The sequence below is a fragment of the Coleofasciculus sp. G3-WIS-01 genome, assembly GCF_040223135.1.
Lineage (GTDB): Bacteria > Cyanobacteriota > Cyanobacteriia > Cyanobacteriales > Coleofasciculaceae > Coleofasciculus.
Window position 1 is genome coordinate 48,318 of the sequence record NZ_JAVJZI010000270.1, and the last position, 26,778, is coordinate 75,095.

The following is a 26,778-nucleotide window of genomic DNA, read 5'->3' on the forward strand; positions in this document are numbered from 1 at the left end:
TTACCAAACCCCTACTTGTGCCGCCCAGTTAGAAATTGTAATTCACACTAAAATAAAAGCCCTCCTCCTGAGCATTTGCCCCGCGATCCTCTAAATCAACCAAGGGCAAACCATAATCGAGCCGCAGGTTTAAATTAGGCAAAGGTTCCCACAATATACCTAACCCTAACCCAGCAATAAATGTCTGGTCTAATAATTCATTCGGATTCGTCCCTCGATTCCAAACATAACCGACATCAAAAAATGGTGCTAAGACAAATGTGGCAATACCCGATTCATCCCGTTCTAACGTAATCCGATCTTCTACGGAAATGCGAAATCCATTGTCTCCCGCCCGCACATTTTGCCGATATCCTCGTACCGATTGACCGCCACCAATGACAAATTGTTGAGCTGGCAATAAACTATCAAAGGCTAACTGGAGATCCGCTTGAATAATTAAAAAGTTATCCGGATTCAGAATTTGCACCCGCTGGATTTGAGCCAACCAACTAACAAATTGACCATCGGGGCAATCCCCCTCAGGGGGGCAATTAGCCTGATCAGGATCGGAATTTTCTGTAGCATCAAACAAGCCAGTGCCAAAACTAAATAGGGAACGAAATGCCCACGCCCCAGAGGTTTGACGTAGGGTGTATTCTTGTCCAAACTTAAATACACTGGTGCGACTAACACCATCTTCATCGGGTCCAAACCCAAACCCTTGCGGTATTCCGTCAAAAATAAATGTCTGACCATCTTGATGGGTAAATCCTAAGGATAAAGCAAATTCTCGACGCGGTGTGCGGATTAAGGGTTGGCGATAGTTAATTTCATACAGATCGGATTCTCCTTGGATACCGAGTTCCTGCAAATCTTCTTCGACCACTTCATTTTCATTAAACGATGTTCGCAGCTGCACCGTACCATTCATCGCATTGATTGGCGCACGATAATTAAAATCCCAGGTATGGGCACCACCCGCCGTTGTGCGGTTGTATTGTGCCGAAATCTCATCCCCAATTCCGGTTAGATTGAGATAGCGGGCATTCGTAGTTAAGCGTTCAGAACCTACACTGGGAGGGGAATAGTTATCAATACCGACACTTCCTTCAAAGGGATCGGCTTCAGTAACCCGCACCACAAGAACACTTTGTCCCAATCCGGTTCCCGCCCTCAAGGAGGCTTCCACATTTTCAAATAAGGGATTAACTCGTAACAAGCGCAATTGATCTTCTAACTCGCCTGTATTCAGGGGTGTATCCGCCCCCAATCGGACGCGCGATCGCACGTAACTCGGATTCAGCCGTCGTGTTCCTTCCACCTGAATCTCTTCCAGACTCCCTTCAATCACCCGAATTTCTACCACATCTGTGTTCAGGGTTTCTTCCACCAAAACCGCCCTAGAGGTAATGTAGCCTCGTTCCAGATACAGTTGAGAAATCCCATCCGCCACACTTCTGAGTTCTGCCAACGTGACAGTACGTCCTTCAAACGGTTCAATAATCGGGTTAAGTTCAGCCTCCCCAAAAATTGTACTCCCAGTGACATTAATCTCTTGAACTGAAATCTGATTCTCTTCAGGCGGGGTGTCACCATTCTGTTTAGTGTTCGCCGAGATCAAACTAATTCCATGGCGACTCTCAACGATTGGCGACTGATTCCGGTTCTGGGAGGATAAAGGTTGCCAAACTACGTTACTACTGGGAGTGGATTTAGGTTTCTCTACCGTAACCGATGAGTGTTGGCGGCGTTGCTGATGATTCACGGTTTCGGGTTGAGTCGATTGCAACGGTTCAGATTGTCCGATTAGAGGCTGAATTGGGAAAACGCCCAGATTCACCCCTTGCCGATTTTCCGGTTGGAGACGCGCCGGGTGAATCTGAGACGGTGCTAAACTCGCCGCCTGTCGATTTTCTGGTTTTAAGTGAGTGGGATGAATTTGAGTCCCCGATACAGTGGGGTCATCTGTCCTTGATTCAGATTGACGTGAAAAGTTACTCTCTAAATTACTTCTATCCAGAACCTGTATTCTCCTTTCCTCTACATCCCCAGGTTTTGACTCTACCTCTGGGGAATCAGGAGTGAGAAAATCTTCAACAGCAAGAATAGACACTTGCCGGTTGTCCCGATTACTTGGGACAGGCTTAATCACAAGTCTTTGGGAATGGCTATGATCATTTACATCTACCATCCCACCCTGAAAATGAGCCAACTGGTGACGGAACAAAGAAATAGTGGCGGTGGGAAAGACAGTGGGATCATCCTGGGTAGGATTAAGACTATCCCCCGGTAAAACAATGGGATCAAACAGAATCGCCTCTAGCCTATCTGCATGTAAAACAATATTTGAGTCTTCTAAACCTGAAGACCTGTGTACGCCAGGATCATGAAGGGTTACGATCGGCAAACGGGCAGGTTTGGGCGCTTGGGGTTTGACAGCTTGAGGTTTGAGATTCGGGGGATTGAGGGATGTTGATGTAGAGGTTGTGGGTTTAATTTTCAAAGACTGAGGCTTAATCACCACAGATGTAGTCGGTTTAACCCGTGAAGCAGGAGACTTGACAGGTTTACCCTGCACAGTACCCACCTTTGACGTTTCTTGACCACGGACTGGGCGAGCCATTACCTCCTTTGAGGTTGAGTCAGTGACCTTCGATGGTGTTTCACCAAAAGCCATAGTTGCGCTACCAATTCCGGTCAGAACTGAAAGCAAACCTACAAAAACATTAAACTGCAAATACCACTTCATCAAGGTAAAAACTCGACTTTGAACGAGCAAGTACTGCGTGAACAATCAACCTATTTTCGGAGTCTTCTCCCAATCCCTTACTGTTATCTCAACGTGTTCGCGGGACTCCTCGGTTTCAACTCTCGTAAACCGAGGAGGGATAGCGAGATGCCGGAAGAATAGAGGCATCCAATACCTTTCCCCTAAGCCACGCATAATCGGCATGAGCGCTTGAGCAATTTAACTTTATTGGGGGAGAATTGCCCAATTCTTTTCCAGTTATGGTCATAGACTGATACTTTTTTTGACTTGGCTGTTTGGGTATATCCACCAACCCAACCCCTGTAGGTTTTTCCCGCTTTTTCAGCTTGAACAAAGTCACCGGAACGAAACCCAAACGGTGTTATCGTTCCACCCTTGCGTTTTCGATATTGATTAAGGTTGGGTTTGTGGCTGTCGGGATTCTCGAAGTGAAGCTGACGCCTGTAAACACCTACTCTAGCTATCACCTTGAAGGGGGCTACAGTGGCAACCACTTGACCATCCCAATAGCCTCCATGTGCATTTTTGTCATGCCATTCTTTCCACTTAACAAAATGACTAGCAGCCAGTGCCACACCATCATTGCTGTGAGTTTCTGCCACAGCTTTTGACTTGTCGGTTTTTTCCTTGGTCAGCTTTAGCCACTGCCTGAGATTAGAGGTTTGCCAGCCGTACTGAGTAGTTGTTGGCGCCAGCTTCTCCAGCCATTTCAACATGACTTTTTGACCAACCATTACCGGACTAAAACCTTTGTCACCACGAGCTTTGATGTACTCGTAAACAATATTAGAGATAGGGAATAGTCGAACTATTTCTTTGACTACTCTCAGTTCTAACTGGCGATTAGCTCTAATACTTGGAGGTAGTTTCTTGTGGACTCTGTTATCAAACCGTTTGGCTTTATGACACCGTTGGTCATAAGGCAGTTTGCGATTGATTCTTCGTCCGCGTCTAGCTCTCCTGAGTATCCGCCTTGCTGTCATCTTTTTTGTGACATTGGGGAACGGGAGAATTAGATGCAGCTTGAGCAGGGTTGCCTTATAACTCTGAACCCCAACGCCGCTGAACAGTTTACCGGGATCGATACCAATAGCTACGTCCTGAGTGTCATGCCCAGACGGGTTGAATATAAGTTGAATTGCAAACACATTCAAGTCATTCGGATAAACTTTTGCCTTTCCTTGTCTGAGCCAACGCCTAGCTCTTGATGCAATGGTTGGCATTAGCGGATGTCCGCCCGGTGAAATTACTGGTACTCGCTGCATAGGAGATAATCCTTATACAAGTTACTTGTTCCTTACCGCCATTTCTAGAAAGATGTCCCCTCTTAAGGCGACCTAATCAGAGGTCTTGCAGTTTTTCCGAACTAGGAAAACATCCGGAGGTGCGTACCATCTAGAAACTCATGTGGTAGACAACTGTTACTGGAATCTGATTCTTCCAAGCTCACGGTTCAACGAAGTAACCGTGAGTAGTTGACCTAAGATGTCCTTTGTGCAACCGACTCCATCGGGATCTTACCCAGATCTGATGTTGGGAAACAATCAAACTTGTGTCCCAAGTTGAGACTGATGCGGGAGACCACTATTCTGAACCTTAATTCTTGCTAGACCCATAGGGAGCGCCTTAGCTGCCCAAAATAGTTTACCTTACACAAACTATCATGCTCTTAAGCCAAATGTCGGCAAATAGTTTCACTTATTAACGTTTAATCGCATCCGACGAATTTTCCGGCAAAGTGGTTCGTCCCCCATAATTCAATAACCGTTCAATTGTTGCCAGCCGATTATCCCACACCTGAACTTGATAAGGGTGGCGCATCCCTTGCTGCTGCATCCATTGGGGGAATTGAGATCGGAACGCGGCGAGGGCGGCTTTGGCGTTTTGCCAATGTTGTTGTGAGGGTTCCATGGCGAGTTGATTGAGCGCCTGATTCAGCTTTTCTGTTTGAGCCACCCATTCAGTAAAGGCGTCTTGATGAATGGCGATTTGCTCATTCGTGACCAAAAAGTTCCATTCCCGTTGCAGTGCGGCAAATCGAGTCATGGCGACTGGGAACGGCTGACGGTAAGGAATTGGCTCGGTTGAGGTGGACTCAGGCTGACCCTGAGTCTGTTGGAAAATACGATGTAAATTATCGTTAAGATTCTCAACCGCAAACACAGCATACCCCCCGGCGGGTAAATCCCGCAGCAGTTGGATTTGGTCAACTGCTACAACATCGGGTAAATTCAGCAAACGAATTCCTGGAATCAGTAACGCTTCGTTAAGTGTTGATTCCGTGAGTAACGGTTGGGCGAGACTGTGCAACCCTTCGGTATCCAAAGCATAGGTCATCGGTACAACCAGATCAATATACCCCTGAACAGCCCATTCTTCCCAGTTTTGCTGCAATCGTTGCTGACGCTCCCCTAGGGGGAGGGCAAATACAGCAGCCGATAGAATCAAATCAGGACGTTGCTCGCGCAGACGCGCCGATACCGATGCGACAAAGCTGTCCACTTGGCGGATACGAAAGTCTGTCCATTGTTGCCATAATTGGCGCGAGCTAGGATACACTTCAATCGGATCAACCCCTGTCCGTTCCTTAAACTGCTGACGCGCCGCCACCCCATACCCATAAGTCTGATTCACTCTCGGATCTTGAAACGGATAACGAATATAATCCAGTTGAATCCCATCTACGTCATAGCGGTTGGCAATTTCTTCGAGCAGCGCCATTAAATAATCCCGCACCTCTGGGTTTGCGGGATCAAAAAATGCCTTTCTCGTATTCTGATCAAACAAACGTCCCTGCTTATCAAAAATCGCCCAATCGGGATGAGCCGATAAAACTGGACCCGGATAATCAGGTGGCTGATTCAATAGAGCATTGTGACGCTGATTCGCCGCCGCAAAAATCCACACCCAAGCGTGTAACTCCATCCCCCGTTCATGAGCCAAGTCCACGGCGGCTTCTAAAGGGTCCCAGCCGCGTACCAGAGGGTTTTGTTCAGGAGCCACCTGACTGGGGTAAATCGGATAACTAGCATTAACAGTTTCAAAGAAAACGGTATTAAATCCCGCCTTTGCCAATTGGTCGAAGAGTTTAACTAAATCCTGTTTAGTCTTTGCCTTGACAATTGTCCCTCGATCTAACCAAATTGCCCGAATTTCCGGTTGGGCAAGTTGACGAGCCATGGGATAATTATCCCAGAGAAGCCGTCGGGCATTAATCCATTGTTGTCGCGCCGCCGTATAGTCCTGTTGCTCAACCGCACCCAGAAAGTTTTGTAACCCAATTCTCGCTTGGGCTAATGCCGAAACCGTGGTTCGATTTGGATGGGAATTCCGTTGAGTCTCATGTTCGGCTTCTTTGGCACTCACCCCCTCTAATGACTCGATACTCTCTTGAGTGAGCAAGCCAACCTCACTATTGTGAGCATTAGCCGTTAATAATGTACTTTCCACCCGACCCATTAAGTTTTGCAACTCCCGACTCATCGCCGTAACTTCATTGGGAGTCAGGATACCCCGATTATTGCCCGGAGTTTGGGCGGGAAGCACTAAGCGATCGCCTTCGCTGGGAACAGGAGTCGGATTGCTGGCGGAGAGGTTATCTTGGCGTTTTGGATCTCGACTGATTGCGGGTACAGGAGTCGCCGCCAAGGATTGACTTTTAACACAATTCGGTGGGGATGAATTCGGCATCTTTCCAGGCGTCGGCGTAATATTATAACGACTCAGCGCCGCTTGCAGCCAAACCACATCCGTCTGTGCGGCGGCTTCCCCATCCACTCCCCAGCGCCAGCCCAAAAAAATCGATTGATCCGTCGTTACCACGGCGGGGGGATTTTCCGGCTGATTCCATACAGCCGCCGTTTGAGCCTCCAAACTGGCGGGAATCACCACACCCCCTTGCAACTCTTCCATCAATCCCGCATTGGGTATCCACCTTGGCGAAGACACTGATAATCGTTCCAATTTAGACGGTGTACTCAGACCAAATCCCCAATAGGCACCCAAGAGCGATCGCAAGCGATTGCGAACCTCAGGTTGAGATAAAATGCCCGCAGGACCACTGACAATGATCCGCCCCCCTTGACGCATCCACTCTTGCACAGTTGCTAGGTGTTCGGGTTCGAGGCGTTCAATATTGGGTAAAAATAGGAGTTGAGTATTTTCCAGATTAGAAAGTTGAGCAACCTGGGTCAAATCAATAACACAGTAATCCACACCCGTTGACTGCAAGCGACTGGTAATATCTGACCAATCGGCTTGATTATCAGGACTTTTTACCACCCCCAAGTTTACCGTTTGAGCTAACGCTCCGGGTAATCCTAGCAGGGTATTGATTGTTGCCGCGATCGCAGTGCCAACAACCCATTTCTTCATAAGCTTGATTTACATTTAGGGAAGCGGGTTTTTTGAGCAGTGACCCGTGATCAATTATCAGTGAACCCTGAACCAATGACAAATGATAAACTAAACCAATTCATTAACCGGGAAGCGATCCAATAACTGAATCCCTCGAATAGCATTCCGTTTTAAGGCATCCGATAGGAATGGCACATGGGGAATTTGAGATAAAAAATCGACAGTACGGCGCAACAATCTGACAATATCCCCTTCATCTAAACTGGTATCCTCACAAAGCTGTGTCCATTCCACACCCAAAGCCCATTGCTCAACTAACCCAATTAAATCCCGTTCTAACCAAATCGGCAGAGCCACCTGATAGCGACGTTGTACTCGAAACAACTGATGGCGAGTTTGTCTTAAACTATCTAATGCCACCAGTACAGGTTCTGAGGGGGGATAATTTGTCCAGCTATCCGGACGCGGTGTTTCCGTCACCAAAGCGCAGGCGCAGGCGGCTAAGTGGTGAGGATCTAACGGATCAAACGCACCGGACATCAAGGCTAACCCCAGCCACAGTTCGTTATCCCCGCGAATCGCCGCCGCCGCTTGTCCTACTGGTGTGGGTGTTACTTCCTCCAGACAGCCAAACGCCCTTAAAACTTCAATCAGGTTAAGAAATTCTTGCCAGTGCTGGGCTTGGTTTTCTCGGTACAAAGCTTGACGCTCATTAATTTCCTCTTGTAGGGCTAGGCGGCGTTTATGGCGCTTGATTAATTGAGACGGATTACCCCATTGTCGCACTGGATGATCTTCGAGTTGGGCTTTTACCGCATCTACCCCCTGCTGCTGCGCCTCCACTTCGGGTGCGACTATGAGTTCTATATCGGTGGGAATTTGAGCCGCTGAAGCCTCAGTTTCTGGTGTACCCCGCCTAAGTTGACCGGGCTTGAGTGTGAGTTCAGCGGGTGGGTTGAGAACACTCAAATCAATCATATCTAACCACCCATGTACCCCAACCAAATCGGCTGTTGTTGCCACATACCAGCGATTATCTGCACTTAAGCAGACTAAATAGGGTGACTGTCCCCGCCCTTTTTCCTTCGCCACCAATAGAGCCGGAATTGGTTCAGAAACCGGAATGTACTTGCCCTTGAGTGAAAGTAGAGTACCCAAGGGAGCTTCGGGTATAATTTGGGCAATTTCTGCTGCTTGTACCGCCTCGGCTTGTCGTTGTAGGGTTTTAAGTAATCGCCGTTCTTCTTTAAGCCGTTCCTTCAGCTTTTCGTACCGCCCCAGGGCACTTAGATCAACGGGCGCCAGTTGAATATCTAATTTTGCCAGTTCTGTGGTTAACTCGGTAATCGCTTGTTGCTGGGGTTGGAGGTACAGTGTCGCCAAGTATTGAGCGAAACTGCGTTCGATCAACTCCTTCGCCTCAGCAAGGCTGTGAGTTTGGAGTAAATTCAGCACCATGCCATAGGTCGGAGTAAACTGGCTGACTAATGGGTCAGCCTTACTCGTAGCTAGGTACGCCGCTTCCTTTGCCCCTTCAAAAGGTGTTTGCAATGTGACCACATAACCCGTTGCATCCATCCCCCGCCGTCCGGCTCGACCTGCCATTTGTAGAAATTCCGATGGCGTCAGCAGTCGGTGTCCAAGATCGGTTCGTTTCGAGAGGGTAGAAATCACGGTGGTGCGAGCGGGCATATTAATTCCTGCGGCTAGGGTTTCAGTGGCAAACACCACCTTAACCAGCCCTAATTGGAATAACTCCTCCACAAACCCCTTCCAAGCTGGTAAAATCCCCGCATGATGGGCAGCAATCCCACGATAAAGGGGTTCTACTTGTCCGGCGCGACCCGCCTCCGGATTCCGGCGCAAAAATTCGTCAATGCGCTTTTTCAATTCAGCCGCTTCTTTGGCATTAACCAGGGACAAGTCTCCCAACTCCTGTACCGAGCGATCGCAACCGCGACGAGAGAAGATAAAATAAATCGCCGGTAACATATCCCGTTGTTGGAGTTGCGCCAGAACAAAGGCATTACTGGGGCTCTCTGGGCGTCCCCCCCGTCCTCTCCCTTTATTTCCTTTAGATTTGAGGCGAGGATTTAATTTCGTTTGGCTAGAGTCCAGCAGGGGGAAAATACCCTTTGGGTTGGCAAAGCTCAATTGTAAGGGAACCGGTCGAAAGTCGGAATAAATCCGCTCTGTTGCGCCATGAACCAAGTTCAACCAGTCCGTCAGCTGATCGGAATTCGCCACCGTAGCCGATAGGGCAACAAGCTGAATTGTTGGGGGACAATAAATAATCGACTCCTCCCAAACCGTACCCCGTTGTCGGTCATTCATGTAGTGGCACTCATCCAAGACCACCGCTTCAACACCTTCGACAGACGTACCAATTTCCCCAATCGGTGTGCCGTAAAGCATATTGCGGAAAATTTCCGTGGTCATCACCAAAATTGGCGCGTCCCGATTGATGGAAACATCGCCCGTAACCAGACCCACATTTTGGTCACCAAACGTGGCGCGAAAATCTCGTAGCTTTTGGTTGGAGAGTGCTTTCAAGGGAGTGGTATAAAAAACTCGCCCTCCTCTTGACAATGCGCGGTAAATCGTGTACTCACCAATCAACGTTTTTCCGGAACCTGTGGGGGAACAGACAACCACCGAACGATTCGCATTCAGCGCTGCGATCGCTTGGAGCTGAAATTGATCCAGAGGAAACGGAAACAGGTTTTTCGGGTCAAGCTCTATCTTCGGGGTAGAAACGTTCACACGAGATCTTGCCAATAGGTGACGAAAGCAGGACGTGAACTACCCAGCACAGACCTAAATCCTTTGTGATCCTTCGCAGGCTCAGGACAGGAGGTACAGTGTGGGCTTCTGACTTCATAGGGGAGTAGCCACAACTTAGATTTACTCCCAGTAATGGTCTTACTTCCCCTCCGTCAGCAGAGACGGCTGTCCCATCCGCCTATAATACTTTGATATTGAGGGTGCAATGGGTGCATTCGCATATAGATGACTTGCTACGCCAACTTGGTTTTCGTTGACACAACCGATGCAAATAATCCTTACCTCGACATCTAGTATCGTTATTGTACCATTTTTGTTGTGAATCTTTTTGGGACACCCAAGTCCAGTCTCCCAGCACTACAATCTTTGATTTAGTGCTGGACTTATAGCCTTCTCCAAAACCCCACCATTTGGTTAAATTTTACGGTTTCCGCCCTAAATTGCCAGGATTGGTTCCCCTGCACCTGGAGTACCTCTGCCAATTTTAGGGTTTGTCCTGATTTGCACAGGGTTGATTGGAAAAAAGGCTGTAGCAACTCGGACATGGAGATCTACGAGCGATGTGCAACAACATGAGCGAGTTTTCACAAGCATCCTATCTTAGGAGAGAACGTGAAAGCTTAGTCATTTTGTCCAATCAATCACCCAAGCGTCTCGCGTTTGATACGTTTGATACTGAGGGCAAAGATGACAATCGCGGCAGTGGTCGGTGACATCTCCTACACCAACTGAGTACAGTATGGTGTAGGCTCTAGAGCGACTCCAGCTATTGAGCCTCGGACATTGACTGAGCTTTATTAACGACAAGGGATGCCCCACCGTTTGATCAAGTTATTCGGAGCAGATCGATCAATTGAGCGCTATGTATAAATAGTAACCCAGCTTCTGAGGCTGGGTTTTCGCTTATGCCCCCGCTCCCCTGCTTCCCTACATCCTGCTGCCAGGACTCTTAATAAAATTTAACAATTGTTAGACAGTTGCGGTTATCATCCATACGTGTATAACTGAGCTTATCGGCAATTTTTTGCATAATAGCCAGTCCTCGCCCTCCTTCAGCCTGATCATCAGGCAAGGACGACGGATTTTGGAGCCGCCGTTCAAAGTCAAAAGGCGCTCCACAGTCCCAGATCCGTATTTCTAGACGTTGGGGTGATTTCGCTAGAACCACCTCAACATCAATGAAAACACTGGACGGCAGGTCTTTGTGGGCATATTTCACCGCGTTAGTGTATCCTTCCGCAAGCGCTAGTTTGCACTGTAACCAGAGTTTTGTTTCGATTGAGGAGGGGTGAAGCTCCCCAAACCAGGATAAAACCTGGTCTAACGCATTTAGGTCGGAAGGAAATTGATTGCTAAATGTTTGAAGCTCTATCAACTGCTCAAAGCCTTTCACATCAACGACATCAAAACCAGAATTAGAATGAACAGATACTCCCTGTGAAAAAATCCAGTCTACCCTAGATTTAACCCTTGCTCTACCATTTATTCACTGACCTTGAGATCTTTATCACTTTCTCATGAAAGTGCCCAGCTTCATCGAGTCTTCCTTCTTGTTGTAAGCGCGTGCATCTGCAATCTCCTTGAGTGACTTGTATTATCTCGATGCCATGACCCAAATTCTAATTATTGATGACGACCCAGCCATTCAAATACTGCTGAAACGGACGCTTCATAACCAAGGTTATGAAGTCACAATCGCTAGCAACGGCGAAGAGGGTTTAGAACAAGCGCAGCAGTTACGTCCGGCGTTGGTCATTTGTGATTGGATTATGCCACGGATGAACGGACTAGAAGTCTGTCGTCAAATTAAGGCAACACCAGCACTATCAACCACCATGTTTATTTTGCTGACATCTCTCGGTTCTGTTGGGGATCGAGTAAAGGGACTAGATGCTGGGGCGGATGACTTTATCTGTAAGCCCATCGAAATTGCTGAATTGCAGGCGCGAGTGCGTTCCGGCTTGAGATTACATGAACTCAGCCGCGATTTGCAGCACCAAAAACACTTGCTGGAAACGGAACTAGCCGAAGCGGCGGAGTACGTCCGTTCCATTCTGCCCGATCAGATGACCGAACCGCCTGTAACTATTGACTCTCGATTCATTCCATCTCGGCAATTGGGAGGTGATGGCTTTGATTACTACTGGTTAGATTCCGAACACCTGGCAATTTATTTGCTAGATACGGCAGGACATGGCTTGAGAGCGGCTTTGCCAACACTTTCGGTGTTGAATCTTTTAAGGTCACGCACCCTGCCGAATATTAACTACTACCAACCCAGCGACGTTCTGCGGGGGTTAAACCAGACCTTTCAGATGACAGCACGCAATGATAAATACTTTACCATCTGGTATGGAGTCTATAATCGCACCAAGCGTAAACTTGTCTATGCCAGTGCAGGACATCCACCGGCTGTCTTATTCTCGGGTAAGCCATTGTCTAGTGGGGATGTCCAGCTGTTGAAGACAACAGGACTGCCTGTAGGCATGCTGCTTGAGGCTGAGTATGTGGATGATAGCTGCGACGTCAGCGAATCCAGTTCCCTTTACATTTTCAGCGATGGGATTTACGAGATTCACCAACCGGATGGTAATATCTGGGGACTTGACTCCTTCGTCAAACTTCTGGGTGAGTGTAGAGTAGAGAGTTTGTGTAACCTCAACTCAATCTTACAGGGTGTTGAGGCATTAAATCCCAAAGACTTTTTCGATGACGATTTGTCTTTGCTAGAAGTTAACTTTGAATAGAAAAGTTATCACACTAACCGCCAAGGATTCAAATCCCTGGCGGGTTATTGTTTCAAAGCAGCTAACAATCCCCGGTCTGAAGACGCGGGGATTCTTGCTGAGCTTCGCCAAGCTGCGCTACCACAGGGAGTCATGCACTAGAGGAGACAGCCTCCTCAAACGCTTCTCGTGAGGGAAAGATTTCAAAAACCCGATCCATGCTTGTCAGTTCAAATAACATTTTGATTTGTTCGTTGACTGAGCAAACAAAGAGCTTTCCCCCAGCGGCACGAACGGTCTTAAGGGCAAGAACCAGTGCCCCTAAGCCCGAACTATCCATAAAGGTAACGTCTTGAAAATCAATCAATACGATATCAGTATTTGATTGCACAAGGTCGCTAATCTCTTGACGAAATTGACCGGCTTTTGTGCCATCTAAGATACCAGAGGGTTGAACAACTTTAACCACAGGACTCATATACTACTTATGACTGCCGTTACAGAAATATCCAGACCTTGCCAGTATAGCCGCGACAATTCAAATCAGCCAAATTTTTGCGCTGAGAAGAGATGTCGTTTTTGGGCAGTTTTTATCCTCTGGAGAGATTATAGATATATCTCTCTTGAGTAACTTCATTCTGTTTTCCACTGGAGCAGCTATCTGTATGGGTCAGGGATGGACTGCATCTCCACTTGGGCGGAGATACGTTAGTCCTTACCGAATCCAGCCGTATCTATCCGGATTTTTTCGGTAGACACATTTACCATAACTTATCATATCTACAGATACTACCATCTTTTCTGGCAATTCATCCGGTCACTCAAAGTGAAGGTATTCTTGCCAGATTAGATAAGATCTGGAGACGGTAAAGGTTTGAATGGATGACCTTTGACGTCCAAGGTAGCGGCAACCTTGATCTGAAGGGTTAACAACGGCAATATCCTTGGTAAGCTTCATTAAGGATATTACTAAGTTGGGCAATGACAGACCGAGTTTTGATTCTAGGTGGACGAGGACGTATCGGCAGCAGTGTAATGGAAGATCTCGTTGCCCATACCCAAGCAGAAATTACGATTACAGGGCGTCACAGGACATCGGAGACAGCATTTTCGCCACAGGTGCAGTTTCTCACCCTAGATTTAGCAGATCAGGATGGGTTGAGGAGTGCGATCGCGTCTCATAATCTGGTCATTCATTGTGCTGGTCCTTTTCTGTATCGAGACGCCTCGGTTCTCAAAACCTGCATTGAGATGGGCGTAAATTATCTGGATGTGAGTGATAATCGCACCTTTATGCAAAAAGCCTTCGCCGATCACGAGCAAGGGGCGGCGGCGGGTGTTACTGCCATTATTAATACCGGGGTTTTTCCCGGAATCTCCAATAGCATGGTGCGTCAGGCAATCGAACAACTGGATTTGCCAGAAAAAATTCACCTGAGTTATGGCGTAGCCGGTTCGGGTGGGGCTGGAGTAACCGTGCTGCGAACCACGTTTCTGGGGTTATCAGAACCCTTTGATGCGTGGATTGATAACCAGTGGCAGAAGGTCAAACCCTATAGCGATCGCGAAACGATTGACTTCCCTGACCCTTATGGCAAGGTTGGCGTCTACTGGTTTGATGTACCAGAAACTGCTACCCTTGTCAAGTCTTTTCCCGTCAAAACGGTGATCACCAAGTTTGGCTCGATTCCCGATATTTACAACCACCTCACCTGGATCACCGCCCATCTGTTTCCCTCCGCTTGGTTAAGGAAACCCCAGAATATCGAGTATTTATCCCAACTCAGCTACCGCATGACCCAAATTAGCGATCGCTTCAGTGGTATCGGCGTTGCCATTCGCGCCCAAGTCACAGGTTACAAGGAGAACCAACCTGTCACAGTTGTCTCAACCTTAGTGCATGAAAATACAGCAGTGGCGGCTGGTGCGGGTACAGGTAGCATTGCTCAGTTTATCTTGGCAGGTCAACTCAGTAAACCCGGTGTTTGGTCGGTTGAACAAGCACTTTCAACGGAATTATTTGAACAAGCGATGCAACATCGAAACATCCAAATTCATTTGCAAATGAACCCCCTGACCTAAAGCGTTAGCCTTCTTAGCTCAAGTTGATATGTTTTGAGTAATTTCTTGAAACTAATTAGGCAAATTATATTATTTTTTAATTAACAATATTTCGTTTTATTTTTTTTGATTGATAGATCACAAAAAAGTGGACGTTTTCCGGAAATCCCAGCTAAGCTTATGTATGGTATACAAGTATTACAGATGTAGAAAATAAGTATAAATTCCTCGGAGTTTATTTAAGATTTTGTCGGTTATACCCTGAAGTCTTAATAAACTTATCGAATTACTTCTGTATAACTAAACACCTAGATAAATGTAGAACACATCTCATTAATCTATTCAGAAAATAAGGAGCAAATGTGTTAGAACTAAAACGCGATAAACTGGGACAACTTAGTAGCATTGAATCCTTCCGGGCTATTGTGGAAGGCATGACAGACGCATTAGGGGACAAAGCTACAGCCGTAGCACTGACCTCTGCGGGTCGCAAGCACGGTAAGGAAGTTGCTGAAAAATTGGGCTTCAACGGTTCAACACAAGACTTAGAAGGTGCCACCAAACAAATTCAAGAACTTTTAGGAGAAAAAGGTTCTCGTCTTTGTATCATTGATCGCATTGTTCGAGACGGTGATTCGATCAAAGTCTACACAACAGAAACCCTTTGTGCTATCGGTGGAACTGAGGAAACTCCTGCCAAGTGTACCTTTACACTCGGTCTAGTTTGGGGAGTCTTAGGTGAACTACTCCAATCGAAACTAAAAGCAACTCAAACGGAATCTGTACTGCGGGGTGACAGCTACGACTTGTTTGAGTTTACTGTACTCACCTAATCTCTAAAAATAGCGGCTTTTCATTTTCTTTAAGGATATCGGGAAAGGGAGAAAAACCGCCATTAGTTAGTAGAGACGTAGTATACTACGTCTCTACATTAGTTAGTAGATAGTCGGTAGGAAGGCAGAAAAGTAAGAGGGTAGGAGAAAGACAGAAATTTCTCTAGTCAATCTCTGTCCTTCCCCTATTACCCGAATGCCGCAGTTGTTAAAATGTTAAAAGCATTCTGTCTCTGTTTAAAACAAATCCTTTCTTTTTGTACCAATCTACGATAAAAGGATTCTTGGTTTTTATCGGAGTCAGACGTATCCCCTTAACGCCTTGGCATTTAAGTTGAGCGATGGCTTCGTTTAAAAGCTGATTTCCGAATCCTTTACCTCGACAGGTGGGTTTAACTTCGATGAGATTAATGACACCAAATCCATCGGGCGCGATGCTAAACACGATTTCCCCGACAATCTCGTTTTGGACGATTAACTCAAACATAATTCACCTTACCGCTTAATCGCGGCGTTTTATTAACCCGAGTTCGATGCAAAAGGCTGATAACGTAATGAGGTGGGATACAGGTTACAGGGTTTTCCGAAAAATGAACACCTGTAGCGACGCTGAACTCAGGGATATTGGCTAAATTCAAGTGCGCTGCACTAGCTAGTTTTTCTACAGATCCTGGGCTGTATTTCTGAAGACTCTCAAAATCCTTAGGATTGTCTCAGTTTTTGCCCTGATGGTTGATTCACTCTGATCAGCAGATTTTAATGATTCTCAGCACTATTCTTTTTTGAGTGAATTCTCCTTAGCGAATCTGAAACATGGCGTTAAGTTTTCGAGGCTAAATTCCATGATTCAGAGAAAAATAGAGAGATGTGTTTCCTTGTTAACACATACTTATATCATACCTTATTTATTATCTTCTATAGCTAGAGTATGTGTCAAGACTTGCCAAATGTCTTGCATGTAATACAATTGAACAGAGAGAGAATTTCAGTAGAGCGAAACGTTTTAGATAAGAAATGCACAGGGACTGACTCAAGAGCGTTGCTGTCAAGTTAATGAAAGCCAGGTTCCAGACCTGTCATTGTGCTATGGCTAGCAGGGGGTGCAGACTCAAGTTGCCAGTTCATCATTCTTAGTGCAAGCATCTTGACCACTTTTTCTTAGGGACTTGCAGGTTAATAATGTATCGACTAAGTTTCACTGGATTGGTGATACAGCTTTCTTCACCGAGACTCTCTCTATTTTTACGCAAATATGAGCATCTAGATTTTTATATTTATTTTATATTTTGAATTAAAACTCTTTTTAAAAGGAATTTTTTAAAAAAATAGGGGACTATACTAATTGTAAATAATAGAAATGTCAATGTCTAGATTGGCATAAAAAAAACGGATAAGTTTCCGGATTGCATCAATTAAATCGGTATATTATTCATAGAAACAGCAGGGCTATGTGTCTAGAACCAGCTAAATATCTATGATTAAGAATTTATTATCATTAAAGAAATTCTTAAATGAATAGCAATTTAACTGACTAGGATTACCTTGCTAAACACCTTCTTGGTTGATGAAGTGTTCCAACTCTATGTTGTCAAAAATAAGGAGTCAACGTGTTAGAACTAAAACGAGATAAATTAGGACAATTCAGCAGTATTGAATCCTTCCGGGCTTTGGTTGAAGGGATGAGCGATGCCTTAGGTGAAAAAGCGACAGCCGTTGCTCTGACTGCTGCTGGTCGTAAGCATGGGCAAGAACTCGCAGAAAAGTTGGGGTTCAAAGGTACTACACAAAACTTGGAAGATGCGACTAAGCAAATCGCCGAAGTTTTGGGTGAAGAGGGAGCTCGTTTGTGCATCATTGACAAGATCACCCAAGAGGGCGACACTGTCAAGGTTTACACCACAGAAACCCTCTGCGCGATCGGCGGAACTGATGAAGAACCTCCTAAATGTACTTTTACCCTCGGTTTAGTTTGGGGCGTTTTAACCGAACTGCTTCAGCAAAAAATAAAGGGTTCACAAACACAATCAGTCCTTCGAGGTGATTCTTACGACCTGTTCGAGTTTATTACTGTTGAGTAATTCAACAAAAAGCAGCTAATGAGGATTGCCCTGCTATCACACTCGGCAAATCTTTTCTTAGCCGCCTTATGCTCATTGTGAGCTGACTGGGTAGCCTTACCGTTTGGGCTAAAACCCAGAAGTAGGTGATTTTAACATTAAACCAGTCAGCCATGCTTGTCCTAGTTACATCACTTAACTTCATTGTCCTCTATTAACGTTAAGGAGAAACACAAAAATGGGAATCAATACTCAGAAACTGAGTCACCTGGTTCAGAATTTTGTCTCAACGACAACTGATGTCATCGGTGCTGCGATTGTCACGCCGGATGGTTTACCCCTGGCGTCTAGCTTGCCCGGATCAGTGGCTGAAGAGCGTATCTCAGCAATGTCCGCCACTATGCTGTCTCTGGGTGAACGGATTTCCAAAGAACTCTTGGGAGGTCAAACCAGTCGTATTTTAGTCGAAGGTGATGATGGCTACAGCATTATGACCGACTGCGGTCCAGAAGCTGTGTTCATCGTTCTGGCTGGGAAAGATGCCAAACAAGGCGCCCTTAACTTAGATATTAGTCGGGCGGTTAGCCAGATTAAAGTCAGTTTGGGTTAATTCAGTTAGTCTCCTATCCGCACCCCGACTCCTTGAGTCGGGGTTCGCCTCCAATAAAATATGATGAAAAATAATAAAAATATACATAAGTGAAACCCTATATCTGAACAAAAGTATAGAGATAACAACAGTACTGATTTGAGCCAATACTCCGGACTTATCTGCTGATGCATGAAAAAAGTAACTGTATGAAAGCTAAGCGGAGTTGTGCGGATAAGACAGATATCCTGGATTCGGAGAAAAGTTAAACAACTGAGTTTCCTTGCTAGCTTAAGGAGCGCGACATTTGTCTTAAGTATATCATTCATATAAGTCTGCCTATGCGGACTTGGTTTGTCTGGTTCCGTGTTAGCGTTAGCGCAGCTCGGCGTTAGCTTAATGGGACGCGATCGCGTTTATCTTATGTACCATTTATTTCTAATAATTGAATACCTTTTAGTTCAGCTATTGTTCTTAAAATTTATTATCAAAATTGACTTAAATGCCATGGTTTTACTTTAATTTGGATTTGAGTTTTTGTGCGAATTGCTTGAAGTGTAAATTATTTATTTACATAAACAATACATAAATACATGGACAATATTTAAAAAAATTGTTATCAATAAAGAAGATTAAAATCAATCCTAACAGGAGACAAAGATGACCTTAGATGCTCATGCATTTATGGAGACAATAGTAAGGCGTATTAGCTTTACCGATGAACAGAAAGCAATTCTCAAAGCCAACGCAGATTGGGGTAAAGACATAGCTCCAGAAATGGCAGATCATTTCTATGCTTATTTGGGACGAGATCCGGAAATGAGCGAGCTTTTGAATGCTACAGAAGGACGGATACATCGCTTGCGTGAAACCTTTACGCAATGGTTTTACGAAATGTTTACAGGTATGGATGATTGGGGGAATACTTATGCAGATCGCCGTTGGCGAATTGGTCTAGTGCATGTGCAGATTGGCATTGGACCGCAACATGTAGTGCCAGCTATGGCAATTGTAGTTAATGCTGTGGGTCAAAAGCTAAAAGAGGCAGGCAAAGATGAAGAATTACGAGATGCTCTCAGTCGAATTTGCATGATCGATCTGGCGTTTATTGAGCAAGCTTACATTGAAGTCACATCAGCCGCCGTTCTCAAAGAAACAGGTTGGACAGAAGGACTATTCAAACGCCTCATTGCTACGGGTGCAGGTTCAATGTAATTCAAACTTCACGATTTAACTCCATTCATAGTCTCTTAATTCAGCAGGAGTAAAACAATCAATGGCGATCAATTCTGAAAAATTAGGACATATTCTTAAGAATTTTGTCTCAGCAACGGGTGATGTTGAAGGTGCTGCTATTGTCACCCCAGATGGTTTACCTTTAGCGACGAGTTTGCCGGGTGGTATGGATGATGAACGGGTATCGGCAATGTCTGCGGCGATGCTATCTTTAGGTGAACGAATTGGAAAAGAACTGATTCGCGGTATGATTGACCGCATTTATGTCGAAGGAGACCAAGGCTTGAGTATTTTGACAAGTTGTGGGGAAGATGCTGTCTTTCTAGTTCTAGCCACTAAGCAAGCTAAACAAGGACTCTTGATGTTAGAAATTAAACGGACTCTTGGCGATTTGAAGGCTATCTTGCTGTAATTTAGTTAATTAAGTGTCAGGAATATTTTAAAGGCGTTAGTAAAATATAACTAATAGCCATAAATATCCTGACATAGAGAACTATAGTTTGAACAGCATTTTCTGTTTTTACTTCCACATCCTTCTGGCTAAAAGTAGTTTAAATTGAATCAATAAAAGCAACTCTGCTTTGCTGTCAATAAATATCATGGAAAATATACGTGTGGTGATAACAGGAACTGTCGGGGCGGGAAAATCTACTTTTGTGCGAACAGCTAGTGAAATTGATGTTGTCGAAATAGAACGAAAGGTCAGCGATTCTGATACAGAAGCCTCATTTAAAGATACAACTACCGTCGCTTTCGACTTTGGCAGACTTGTGTTAGAAGCTAATAAAACTTTGTACATGTACGGGACTCCCGGTCAAACCCGTTTTGATTTTATGTGGGATATTTTAATTAATGGATCTGATGCTTACATTTTACTGGTAACCGCTAATCAGCCCAATAGTTTTTCCTATGCTCAAGATATCCTCTCGTTTATGAATGATCGCGTTCAAGTGCCGATGCTTATTGGTTTGACTCATACAGATTGTGCCGGGACTTTACCTGTAGAAGAAATTGTTAAACGTTTAGGTATTGTAAATGCTCAGCATCGTCCGCCTATTCTGAAGGTAAATCCTCAACTGAAACCCTCAGTTTTAAAAGCATTAAGAGTCTTAATTAAACAAATATCTTAGAGGAGTTTTTTTACATGTTCTAAATATTTTTAAAAAACAGCAAAAATAAAATTGTTGTATTGCACAAAAACACAAAAATTAATTAAAGAATATCTGGATTAATCTTTTAACTTGAGAAGGAGTAAATAGATTAGTTTTTGAAATGGGGAAAGGTTGTACAATAAAGGAGATGGATATGGCAATCGCAAAGAATGAACTACGCCAAGAACTTGGAGACTTTAGCAGCATTGTTTGCCTCAAAGCAATTATTACTGGTGTTGAAGAAGCTTTAGGTGATAAAGCTACAGCAATTGCGCTAATTTCTGCTGGTCGCCAACGAGGTAAACAGTTGGCGGAAAATCTTGATTTAGTGGATAAGGGAAAAGAAATCTCTTTAGCTGATGTGGCGAAAAAACTCCAAGACGCCTTAGGTAAAGATGGAACTCGCTTGTGTGCGATCAAAAAAATTTTTCAGGAGGACGAAGTCTATAAAGTCTATACTCACGAAACTGTTTGTTCCGCAGGTGAACCCCAAGGCTCATCACGACAATGCACGTTTACGATGGGGGCGATTCAAGGATTTCTGGAAGCGTTTTTGGGTGAACGTTTACGGGGAACTCAAACTGAATCCGTACTACGGGGAGGAAAATACGATATTTTGGAGTACAAAGTCTTAGGTGCTATTCAAAAATAACCTTGCTCTAGTTAGTGCATTTTCTCAATCGAACCTAGCCTCAAGAGAGTAGTCATGATTTTTGTAAAGACGTTCCGGTGGAACGTCTCTACATGACATTTTTACAAAGGAGATTGACTCCTATTCCCCGTTGAGGAAATTTCAGCAAAACGGCAACTATGGCGATTAATCCTTATAAGTTAGGGGGTATTCTGAAGGCTTTTGTCAGTAATACCCCTGATGTGGAAGGTGCAGCAATGATTACTCCCGATGGTTTACCCCTAGCTGCAAGTTTGCCAGTTGGTATGAATGATGAACGGGTATCAGCGATATCAGCCGCTATGTTGTCTTTAGCCGAGCGAATAGGTAAGGAACTGATTCGGGGAGAGATTGAGCGCATTTCTGTAGAGAGTAAGCAAGGCTTGAGCATTTTAACTCGTTGTGGACAAGAGGCGGTTCTTCTGGTTTTAGCAAGTCAGGCGGCTAAGCCGGGACTGTTGAGATTAGAAATTCAACGAACCATCACGAAAATAAATTTATTTTTGTCGTATTTCTTTGTGATAATGTCAGTGATTAATTTGCCGATAAAATGTTTTATTTAATTGGCTAATATTATTTTTTTTGGTAAATAATGCAATTCATGATTTATATATATATATCATAAAAAAGCTATAGTAAATTACAGACATATTCGCAATTAAATGCTAAAACATGAATAGGGATAATTACCTAATATTATCCAATCGGTTGGCTATTAAAGCATAGATTTTACTGAATACCTAAACCATTAATGCCAACAAATTTTATCGGCAAATGAGGAAAATACTATGGCAATTGTACAGAATGAACTACGTCAAGAACTCGGAGACTTTGGCAGCATTGTTTGCTTGAAGGCAATCGTTACCGGTGTCGAAGAAGCACTGGGCGAAAAAGCTGCCGCGATCGCGATGATTTCTGCTGGTCGCCAACGGGGTAAAAAGCTAGCAGAAGCCATGGATTTGGTAGACAAAGGTTCCTCCCTATCCCTGGAAGAGTTGACCAAACAAGCCCAGGAAGCCCTAGGCAAAGATGGAACTCGTTTGTGCGTCATTGACAAGATTAGCCAAGAGGGCGATGTCTACAAAGTTTTTACCCACGAAACCGTTTGTTCAGCTGGTGAATCCCCAGGCTCATCCCGGCAATGTACTTTCACCATGGGGGCAATTCAAGGATTTCTAGAAGCATTTCTGGGTAAGCGCTTACGGGGAACTCAAACTGAATCCGTCTTACGAGGTGGCAACTTTGATCTGTTAGAGTACACCGTTCTTCCTCAAGTCAATCATTAACAGGTTCGGGGGGAGCATAAGAAGTCTTAACTTCCAGTATCTATAAGTTCACAAACTGTTTGAAATTGGACAAGGAGTATCACAATGGCTATTAATGCTGAAAAACTAGGAATGATCATCAAGGATTTTGCTTCAGCCACCTCTGATGTTGAAGGGGCAGCGATTGTCACCCCGGATGGTTTACCCCTGGCGACAACTTTACCCAGTGGTATGGATGACGAACGAGTTTCTGCGATGTCAGCGGCGATGCTTTCTTTAGGTGAACGGATTGGTAAAGAATTAGTTCGCGGCGTAATTGACCGTATTTATGTTGAGGGTGATAAGGGTTTGAGTATCTTAACCAGTTGTGGTGAAGATACCGTCTTTCTAGTTCTGGCGACGAAAGCGGCGAAGCAAGGACTTTTGATGCTGGAAATCAAGCGCACCGTTGGTCAATTACGGATGGTTCTGTCGTAATCACCTTGATAGGTAAGGGTTTCTTCACTTGTGCAGCAAGCCCTATGTAGGGTGGGCATTGCCCACCCTACATAGGGTGAGATGATCAATTAAACAAACTATCGCTAAAATTAATTTATTCTGACTGTATTATCAGAGAATTTAGACAAAAAATAATATATTTTACATTTATTTTTCATAAAACAATTTATTTTTATTTTCCCGCATTATAGCGAAATCTAATTTAATTAAATTTTCTCCATTTAATTATTTAAAAAAGATTTATAATTTAGAGAAATTGACAATAAAATGCTAAAACAAAAAGAGAATTTATTGGCTAACATCCCTCACCGGATTTAGCTGTTCAGACAAAAATAGGTTTGAACAGCTAAACTCTTAATGCCAACAAATTTTGTTGATTAAATGAGGAAATTACTATGGCAGATTCAGCGAAAGATCCACGTCACGAATTGGGAAACTTTGGCAGTATTGGAGAAATGAAGGCAATCGTTAGCGGTATCGAGGATGCGCTGGGTGAAAAAGCCGCTGCGATCGCGATGCTTTCTGCAGGTCGCCAACGGGGTAAAGAGCTAGCCAAAAAACTCAATTTGGTAGACAAGGATGCCTCCGTCTCCATGGAAGAAATTACCGAAAAAGCCCAGCTAGCTTTGGGCAAAGAGGGAACTCGTTTGTGCGTCATTGACAAGATCATCCAAGACGGCGATGTCTACAAAGTCTATACTCGCGAAACCTTTGACTCCTTCGGTGAACTTCAAGGCTCAACTCGGGTCGCTTCTTTCACCATGGGGGCGATTCAAGGGTTTCTCGAAGCCTTTCTGAATCAGCGTTTGCAGGGAACTCAAATTGAATCACTCTTACAAGGGGGTAGCTGTGATCTGTTCGAGTACACCATTATGGGTGAAATCAACAGGAATGTTCGTCCTGAACTCTAAGAGTAACAGCGTCAGGGGAACAAGAGAAATCTCAGCTTTGAGTATCTATTACTGCAAAGACTGTTGGAAATTAAACAAGGAGTATCCAAATGGCGATTAACGCCGAAAAACTAGGAATGATCATCAAAAACTTTGCTTCAGCCACCTCTGATGTTGAAGGAGCTGCGGTTGTCACCCCCGATGGTTTACCTCTGGCGACAACTTTACCCAGTGGTATGGATGACGAACGAGTTTCTGCGATGTCGGCGGCGATGCTTTCTTTAGGTGAACGGATTGGTCGTGAATTAGTTCGCGGTACAATTGACCGGATCTATGTCGAGGGTGAAAAGGGCTTTAGCGTCTTGACCAGTTGTGGTGAAGATACCGTCTTTCTGGTTCTGGCGACTAAAGATGCGAAGCAAGGACTGTTGATGCTGGAAATCAAGCGCACTGTTGGGGAATTGCGGATGGTTCTGTCGTGATTGATTGCTCATCTAGCTGACCAAATAAAAGTATAAGGCTGCAAGGCTTTATTCGCCTCTCAATCACCATTAGTAGGGACACGACATGTCGTGTCCCTACTGGTGTGACACAGCTAAAATTCTGGGATATATTTTACCATTTTTTTTGCAGTATATGACCCGGTTTTATTGTTTTGTTTGCATTTATTTTTTTGAGGCAATAATTTTAGTTATTAATTCAATTTTTTAGCCAAACTAATTCTCTGTTCGCTTAATTAAGAAAGTATAGAATATTCGGTGATCTCGGTAATTCTCGGCTATAACAAAAACAGGGACTATTTTCCCAGTACCCTGCCAAGATTTTGCTGTTGAAACATATTTTTGTCTGAACAGTTGAACTCTTAATTACAACAAGACTTGAACATCAAATGAGGAAATTAATATGACAGATTCAGCGAAAGATCCACGTCAAGAACTGGGAGACTTTGGCAATATTGGAGAAATGAAGGCAATCGTTAGCGGTATCGAGGATGCGCTGGGTGAAAGAGCCGCTGCGATCGCGATGCTTTCTGCAGGTCGCCAACGGGGTAAAGAGCTAGCCAAAAAACTCAATTTGGTAGACAAGGATGCCTCCGTCTCCATGGAAGAAATTACCGAAAAAGCCCAGCTAGCCTTGGGCAAAGAGGGAACTCGTTTGTGCGTCATTGACAAGATTATCCAAGACGGCGATGTCTACAAAGTCTATACTCGCGAAACCTTTGACTCCTTCGGTGAACTTCAAGGCTCAACTCGGGTCGCTTCTTTCACCATGGGGGCGGTTCAAGGGTTTCTCGAAGCCTTTCTGAATCAGCGTTTGCAGGGAACTCAAATTGAATCACTCTTACAAGGGGGTAGCTGTGATCTATTCGAGTACACCATTATGGGTGAAATCAACAGGAATGTTCGTGCTGAACTCTAAGAGTAACAGCGTCGGGGGAACAGGAGAAATCTCAGCTTTGAGTATCTATTACTGCAAAGACTGTTTGAAATTAAACAAGGAGTATCCAAATGGCGATTAACGCCGAAAAACTAGGAATGATCATCAAAGACTTTGCTTCAGCCACCTCTGATGTTGAAGGGGCTGCGGTTGTCACCCCCGATGGTTTACCTCTGGCGACAACTTTACCCAGTGGTATGGATGACGAACGAGTTTCTGCGATGTCAGCGGCGATGCTTTCTTTAGGTGAACGGATTGGTCGTGAATTAGTGCGCGGTACAATTGATCGGATCTATGTTGAGGGTGAAAAGGGCTTTAGTGTCTTGACCAGTTGTGGTGAAGATACTGTCTTTCTGGTTCTGGCGACGAAAGAGGCTAAACAAGGACTTTTGATGCTGGAAATCAAGCGCACTGTTGGTGAATTGCGGATGGTTCTGGCGTAATCACCTTGATGGGTAAGGGTTTCTTCACTTGTGCAGCAAGCCCTATGTAGGGTGGGCATTGCCCACCCTACATAGGGTGAGATGATCAATTAAACAAACAGTTGTGGTGAAGATACTGTCTTTCTGGTTCTGGCGACGAAAGAGGCTAAACAAGGACTTTTGATGCATAGTCCGAGGGGGATTGTGCGATCAGCTACCCGCCCTTTAGATGCTGGGCAGCTTAGTTTTGAGTTTCGAGTTGCCAGAGAATTATGAGAACTATGGTACAAAACTATAAGAAATGTTAACAAAATCCATTTAGTGGGGATTGGTCATCGTGGCGAAAAATTATGGGGGAGTCGAGGGCATACCGTTACCAGATTTATGAGGCTAAACAGCCCAAGACTTCTATCTATAGATAGACGATCTTGAGTCGAGGCTTGACCTATATTATGAGTCAGACCGTCTTAGCGATCCATAAATGGTCTCCCTTGATTGTAAATTTTCTTGAAAAAAAGCTCATTTCTCCGGAGAAGTTCACTATACTGGATTTCACCTTCGTAATTTCTTAAGTAGCAGAAATTGATTAAAGGTTTGTTACATAAAGACCATTTTTTACCCCCGATAGGAGGAACATCCATGGAAATGACAACCCGTGACAACTTAACAAAGGCTTATTCACTCAACGAAAAGGTCAAAGGCTTCTTGATTTGGACATTTACTCTAACCGTATGTCTATTAGTGGCAGGGTTTCCGCTGATTGTCTTAATGGTGGCGCTCGGAGCAATCATGGCGATTTCCTTGCAATCGCTTTTGCCGATTAGTGCCGTTTTGCTTGTCGCCGTTGGTTTGATTGGTGCGAATGTTTTCGGGATTTTATTCGGAGCCGCCGTATTAACCTTTAAGGGCGTCAATCCGAAGGAAGTCCGTTGGTTGAGCTGGTTACATGGTGAACAGAATATTCTGCATAAGTCAATTTTTGCAGCTTGCCCACTTACCTGTGAAGTTACAAAGTAGCAATCAACTTGGTGTGCAAGAATTTGTAAACATA

At 44.6% G+C, this 26,778-nt stretch carries 25 protein-coding genes; 17 read left to right on the forward strand and 8 right to left on the reverse strand.

Annotated features, from left to right (window positions below):
* Positions 1-28: 28 nt before the first annotated feature.
* From RIM23_RS28790 to RIM23_RS28815, 6 genes are all read right to left on the reverse strand, one after another.
* Positions 29-2,605 carry a ShlB/FhaC/HecB family hemolysin secretion/activation protein gene (locus RIM23_RS28790; RefSeq protein WP_446371666.1) on the reverse strand — a complete coding sequence of 859 codons (2,577 nt, stop codon included), beginning with the start codon at positions 2,603-2,605 and terminating at the stop codon, positions 29-31.
* Between the two features lie 308 nt (positions 2,606-2,913).
* Positions 2,914-4,017 carry an RRXRR domain-containing protein gene (locus RIM23_RS28795; RefSeq protein ID WP_446371668.1) on the reverse strand — a complete coding sequence of 368 codons (1,104 nt, stop codon included), beginning with the start codon at positions 4,015-4,017 and terminating at the stop codon, positions 2,914-2,916.
* 436 nt (positions 4,018-4,453) lie between these two features.
* Positions 4,454-7,126, reverse strand: a complete 2,673-nt coding sequence (locus RIM23_RS28800) for a glycoside hydrolase family 10 protein (protein WP_446371670.1) — start codon at positions 7,124-7,126, stop codon at positions 4,454-4,456.
* 90 nt (positions 7,127-7,216) lie between these two features.
* Complete coding sequence (locus RIM23_RS28805) at positions 7,217-9,871, reverse strand: DEAD/DEAH box helicase (protein WP_446371672.1); 2,655 nt, start codon at positions 9,869-9,871, stop codon at positions 7,217-7,219.
* Positions 9,872-10,275: 404 nt separating this feature from the next.
* Positions 10,276-10,437 carry a hypothetical protein gene (locus RIM23_RS28810; RefSeq protein WP_446371674.1) on the reverse strand — a complete coding sequence of 54 codons (162 nt, stop codon included), beginning with the start codon at positions 10,435-10,437 and terminating at the stop codon, positions 10,276-10,278.
* 404 nt (positions 10,438-10,841) lie between these two features.
* Entirely contained in the window at positions 10,842-11,285 is a 444-nt protein-coding gene (locus RIM23_RS28815) for an ATP-binding protein (RefSeq protein WP_446371676.1), read from the reverse strand.
* A gap of 214 nt (positions 11,286-11,499) precedes the next feature.
* Between RIM23_RS28815 and RIM23_RS28820 the strand changes: the two genes are divergently transcribed.
* Positions 11,500-12,639, forward strand: coding sequence for a PP2C family protein-serine/threonine phosphatase (locus RIM23_RS28820; protein WP_446371678.1), 1,140 nt, complete (start codon positions 11,500-11,502; stop codon positions 12,637-12,639).
* Positions 12,640-12,769: 130 nt separating this feature from the next.
* Here RIM23_RS28820 and RIM23_RS28825 read toward each other — a convergent pair whose 3' ends face one another.
* Positions 12,770-13,096, reverse strand: coding sequence for an STAS domain-containing protein (locus RIM23_RS28825; protein ID WP_446338413.1), 327 nt, complete (start codon positions 13,094-13,096; stop codon positions 12,770-12,772).
* A gap of 503 nt (positions 13,097-13,599) precedes the next feature.
* On the opposite strand from RIM23_RS28825, the gene RIM23_RS28830 reads away from it, so the two are divergent.
* Together RIM23_RS28830 and RIM23_RS28835 are read left to right on the forward strand one after the other, a co-directional pair.
* Positions 13,600-14,700, forward strand: coding sequence for a saccharopine dehydrogenase family protein (locus RIM23_RS28830; RefSeq protein WP_446371679.1), 1,101 nt, complete (start codon positions 13,600-13,602; stop codon positions 14,698-14,700).
* Positions 14,701-15,041: 341 nt separating this feature from the next.
* Complete coding sequence (locus RIM23_RS28835) at positions 15,042-15,512, forward strand: hydrocarbon-binding protein (RefSeq protein ID WP_446371681.1); 471 nt, start codon at positions 15,042-15,044, stop codon at positions 15,510-15,512.
* Between the two features lie 208 nt (positions 15,513-15,720).
* Here the strand turns inward: RIM23_RS28835 and RIM23_RS28840 are convergent, their stop codons facing one another.
* Positions 15,721-15,999, reverse strand: a complete 279-nt coding sequence (locus RIM23_RS28840; RefSeq protein ID WP_446371683.1) for a GNAT family N-acetyltransferase — start codon at positions 15,997-15,999, stop codon at positions 15,721-15,723.
* A gap of 1,120 nt (positions 16,000-17,119) precedes the next feature.
* Here RIM23_RS28840 and RIM23_RS28845 point away from each other — a divergent pair.
* The 14 genes from RIM23_RS28845 (at position 17,120) to RIM23_RS28910 (ending at position 26,744) form a co-directional block, all read left to right on the forward strand.
* Positions 17,120-17,590: a hydrocarbon-binding protein gene (locus RIM23_RS28845; protein WP_446356996.1), complete on the forward strand. Its 471-nt coding sequence runs from the start codon at positions 17,120-17,122 to the stop codon at positions 17,588-17,590.
* A 217-nt stretch (positions 17,591-17,807) separates the two neighbouring features.
* Positions 17,808-18,179, forward strand: a complete 372-nt coding sequence (locus RIM23_RS28850; RefSeq protein WP_446356994.1) for a roadblock/LC7 domain-containing protein — start codon at positions 17,808-17,810, stop codon at positions 18,177-18,179.
* Between the two features lie 639 nt (positions 18,180-18,818).
* Positions 18,819-19,373 carry a protoglobin domain-containing protein gene (locus tag RIM23_RS28855; RefSeq protein WP_446371685.1) on the forward strand — a complete coding sequence of 185 codons (555 nt, stop codon included), beginning with the start codon at positions 18,819-18,821 and terminating at the stop codon, positions 19,371-19,373.
* A 61-nt stretch (positions 19,374-19,434) separates the two neighbouring features.
* Positions 19,435-19,806, forward strand: a complete 372-nt coding sequence (locus RIM23_RS28860) for a roadblock/LC7 domain-containing protein (protein WP_446356991.1) — start codon at positions 19,435-19,437, stop codon at positions 19,804-19,806.
* Between the two features lie 187 nt (positions 19,807-19,993).
* Positions 19,994-20,524 carry a GTP-binding protein gene (locus RIM23_RS28865; RefSeq protein WP_446371687.1) on the forward strand — a complete coding sequence of 177 codons (531 nt, stop codon included), beginning with the start codon at positions 19,994-19,996 and terminating at the stop codon, positions 20,522-20,524.
* A 175-nt stretch (positions 20,525-20,699) separates the two neighbouring features.
* On the forward strand, positions 20,700-21,197 hold the full coding sequence (locus RIM23_RS28870) for a hypothetical protein (protein ID WP_446371689.1): 498 nt from the start codon (positions 20,700-20,702) through the stop codon (positions 21,195-21,197).
* A 158-nt stretch (positions 21,198-21,355) separates the two neighbouring features.
* Positions 21,356-21,778: a roadblock/LC7 domain-containing protein gene (locus RIM23_RS28875; RefSeq protein WP_446371691.1), complete on the forward strand. Its 423-nt coding sequence runs from the start codon at positions 21,356-21,358 to the stop codon at positions 21,776-21,778.
* A 225-nt stretch (positions 21,779-22,003) separates the two neighbouring features.
* Entirely contained in the window at positions 22,004-22,501 is a 498-nt protein-coding gene (locus RIM23_RS28880; RefSeq protein ID WP_446371693.1) for a hypothetical protein, read from the forward strand.
* A gap of 84 nt (positions 22,502-22,585) precedes the next feature.
* The gene (locus RIM23_RS28885) at positions 22,586-22,957 is read left to right on the forward strand and encodes a roadblock/LC7 domain-containing protein (RefSeq protein ID WP_446371695.1); all 372 of its coding nucleotides are present in this window, start codon (positions 22,586-22,588) and stop codon (positions 22,955-22,957) included.
* Between the two features lie 416 nt (positions 22,958-23,373).
* On the forward strand, positions 23,374-23,889 hold the full coding sequence (locus tag RIM23_RS28890; protein WP_446371697.1) for a hypothetical protein: 516 nt from the start codon (positions 23,374-23,376) through the stop codon (positions 23,887-23,889).
* Between the two features lie 89 nt (positions 23,890-23,978).
* Positions 23,979-24,350 (forward strand): roadblock/LC7 domain-containing protein, encoded by a 372-nt coding sequence (locus tag RIM23_RS28895; protein WP_446371699.1) that lies wholly within the window; start codon positions 23,979-23,981, stop codon positions 24,348-24,350.
* 421 nt (positions 24,351-24,771) lie between these two features.
* Entirely contained in the window at positions 24,772-25,287 is a 516-nt protein-coding gene (locus RIM23_RS28900; RefSeq protein ID WP_446371701.1) for a hypothetical protein, read from the forward strand.
* A gap of 89 nt (positions 25,288-25,376) precedes the next feature.
* The gene (locus RIM23_RS28905) at positions 25,377-25,748 is read left to right on the forward strand and encodes a roadblock/LC7 domain-containing protein (protein ID WP_446371703.1); all 372 of its coding nucleotides are present in this window, start codon (positions 25,377-25,379) and stop codon (positions 25,746-25,748) included.
* Between the two features lie 618 nt (positions 25,749-26,366).
* Entirely contained in the window at positions 26,367-26,744 is a 378-nt protein-coding gene (locus RIM23_RS28910) for a hypothetical protein (RefSeq protein WP_446358969.1), read from the forward strand.
* Positions 26,745-26,778: the final 34 nt, after the last annotated feature.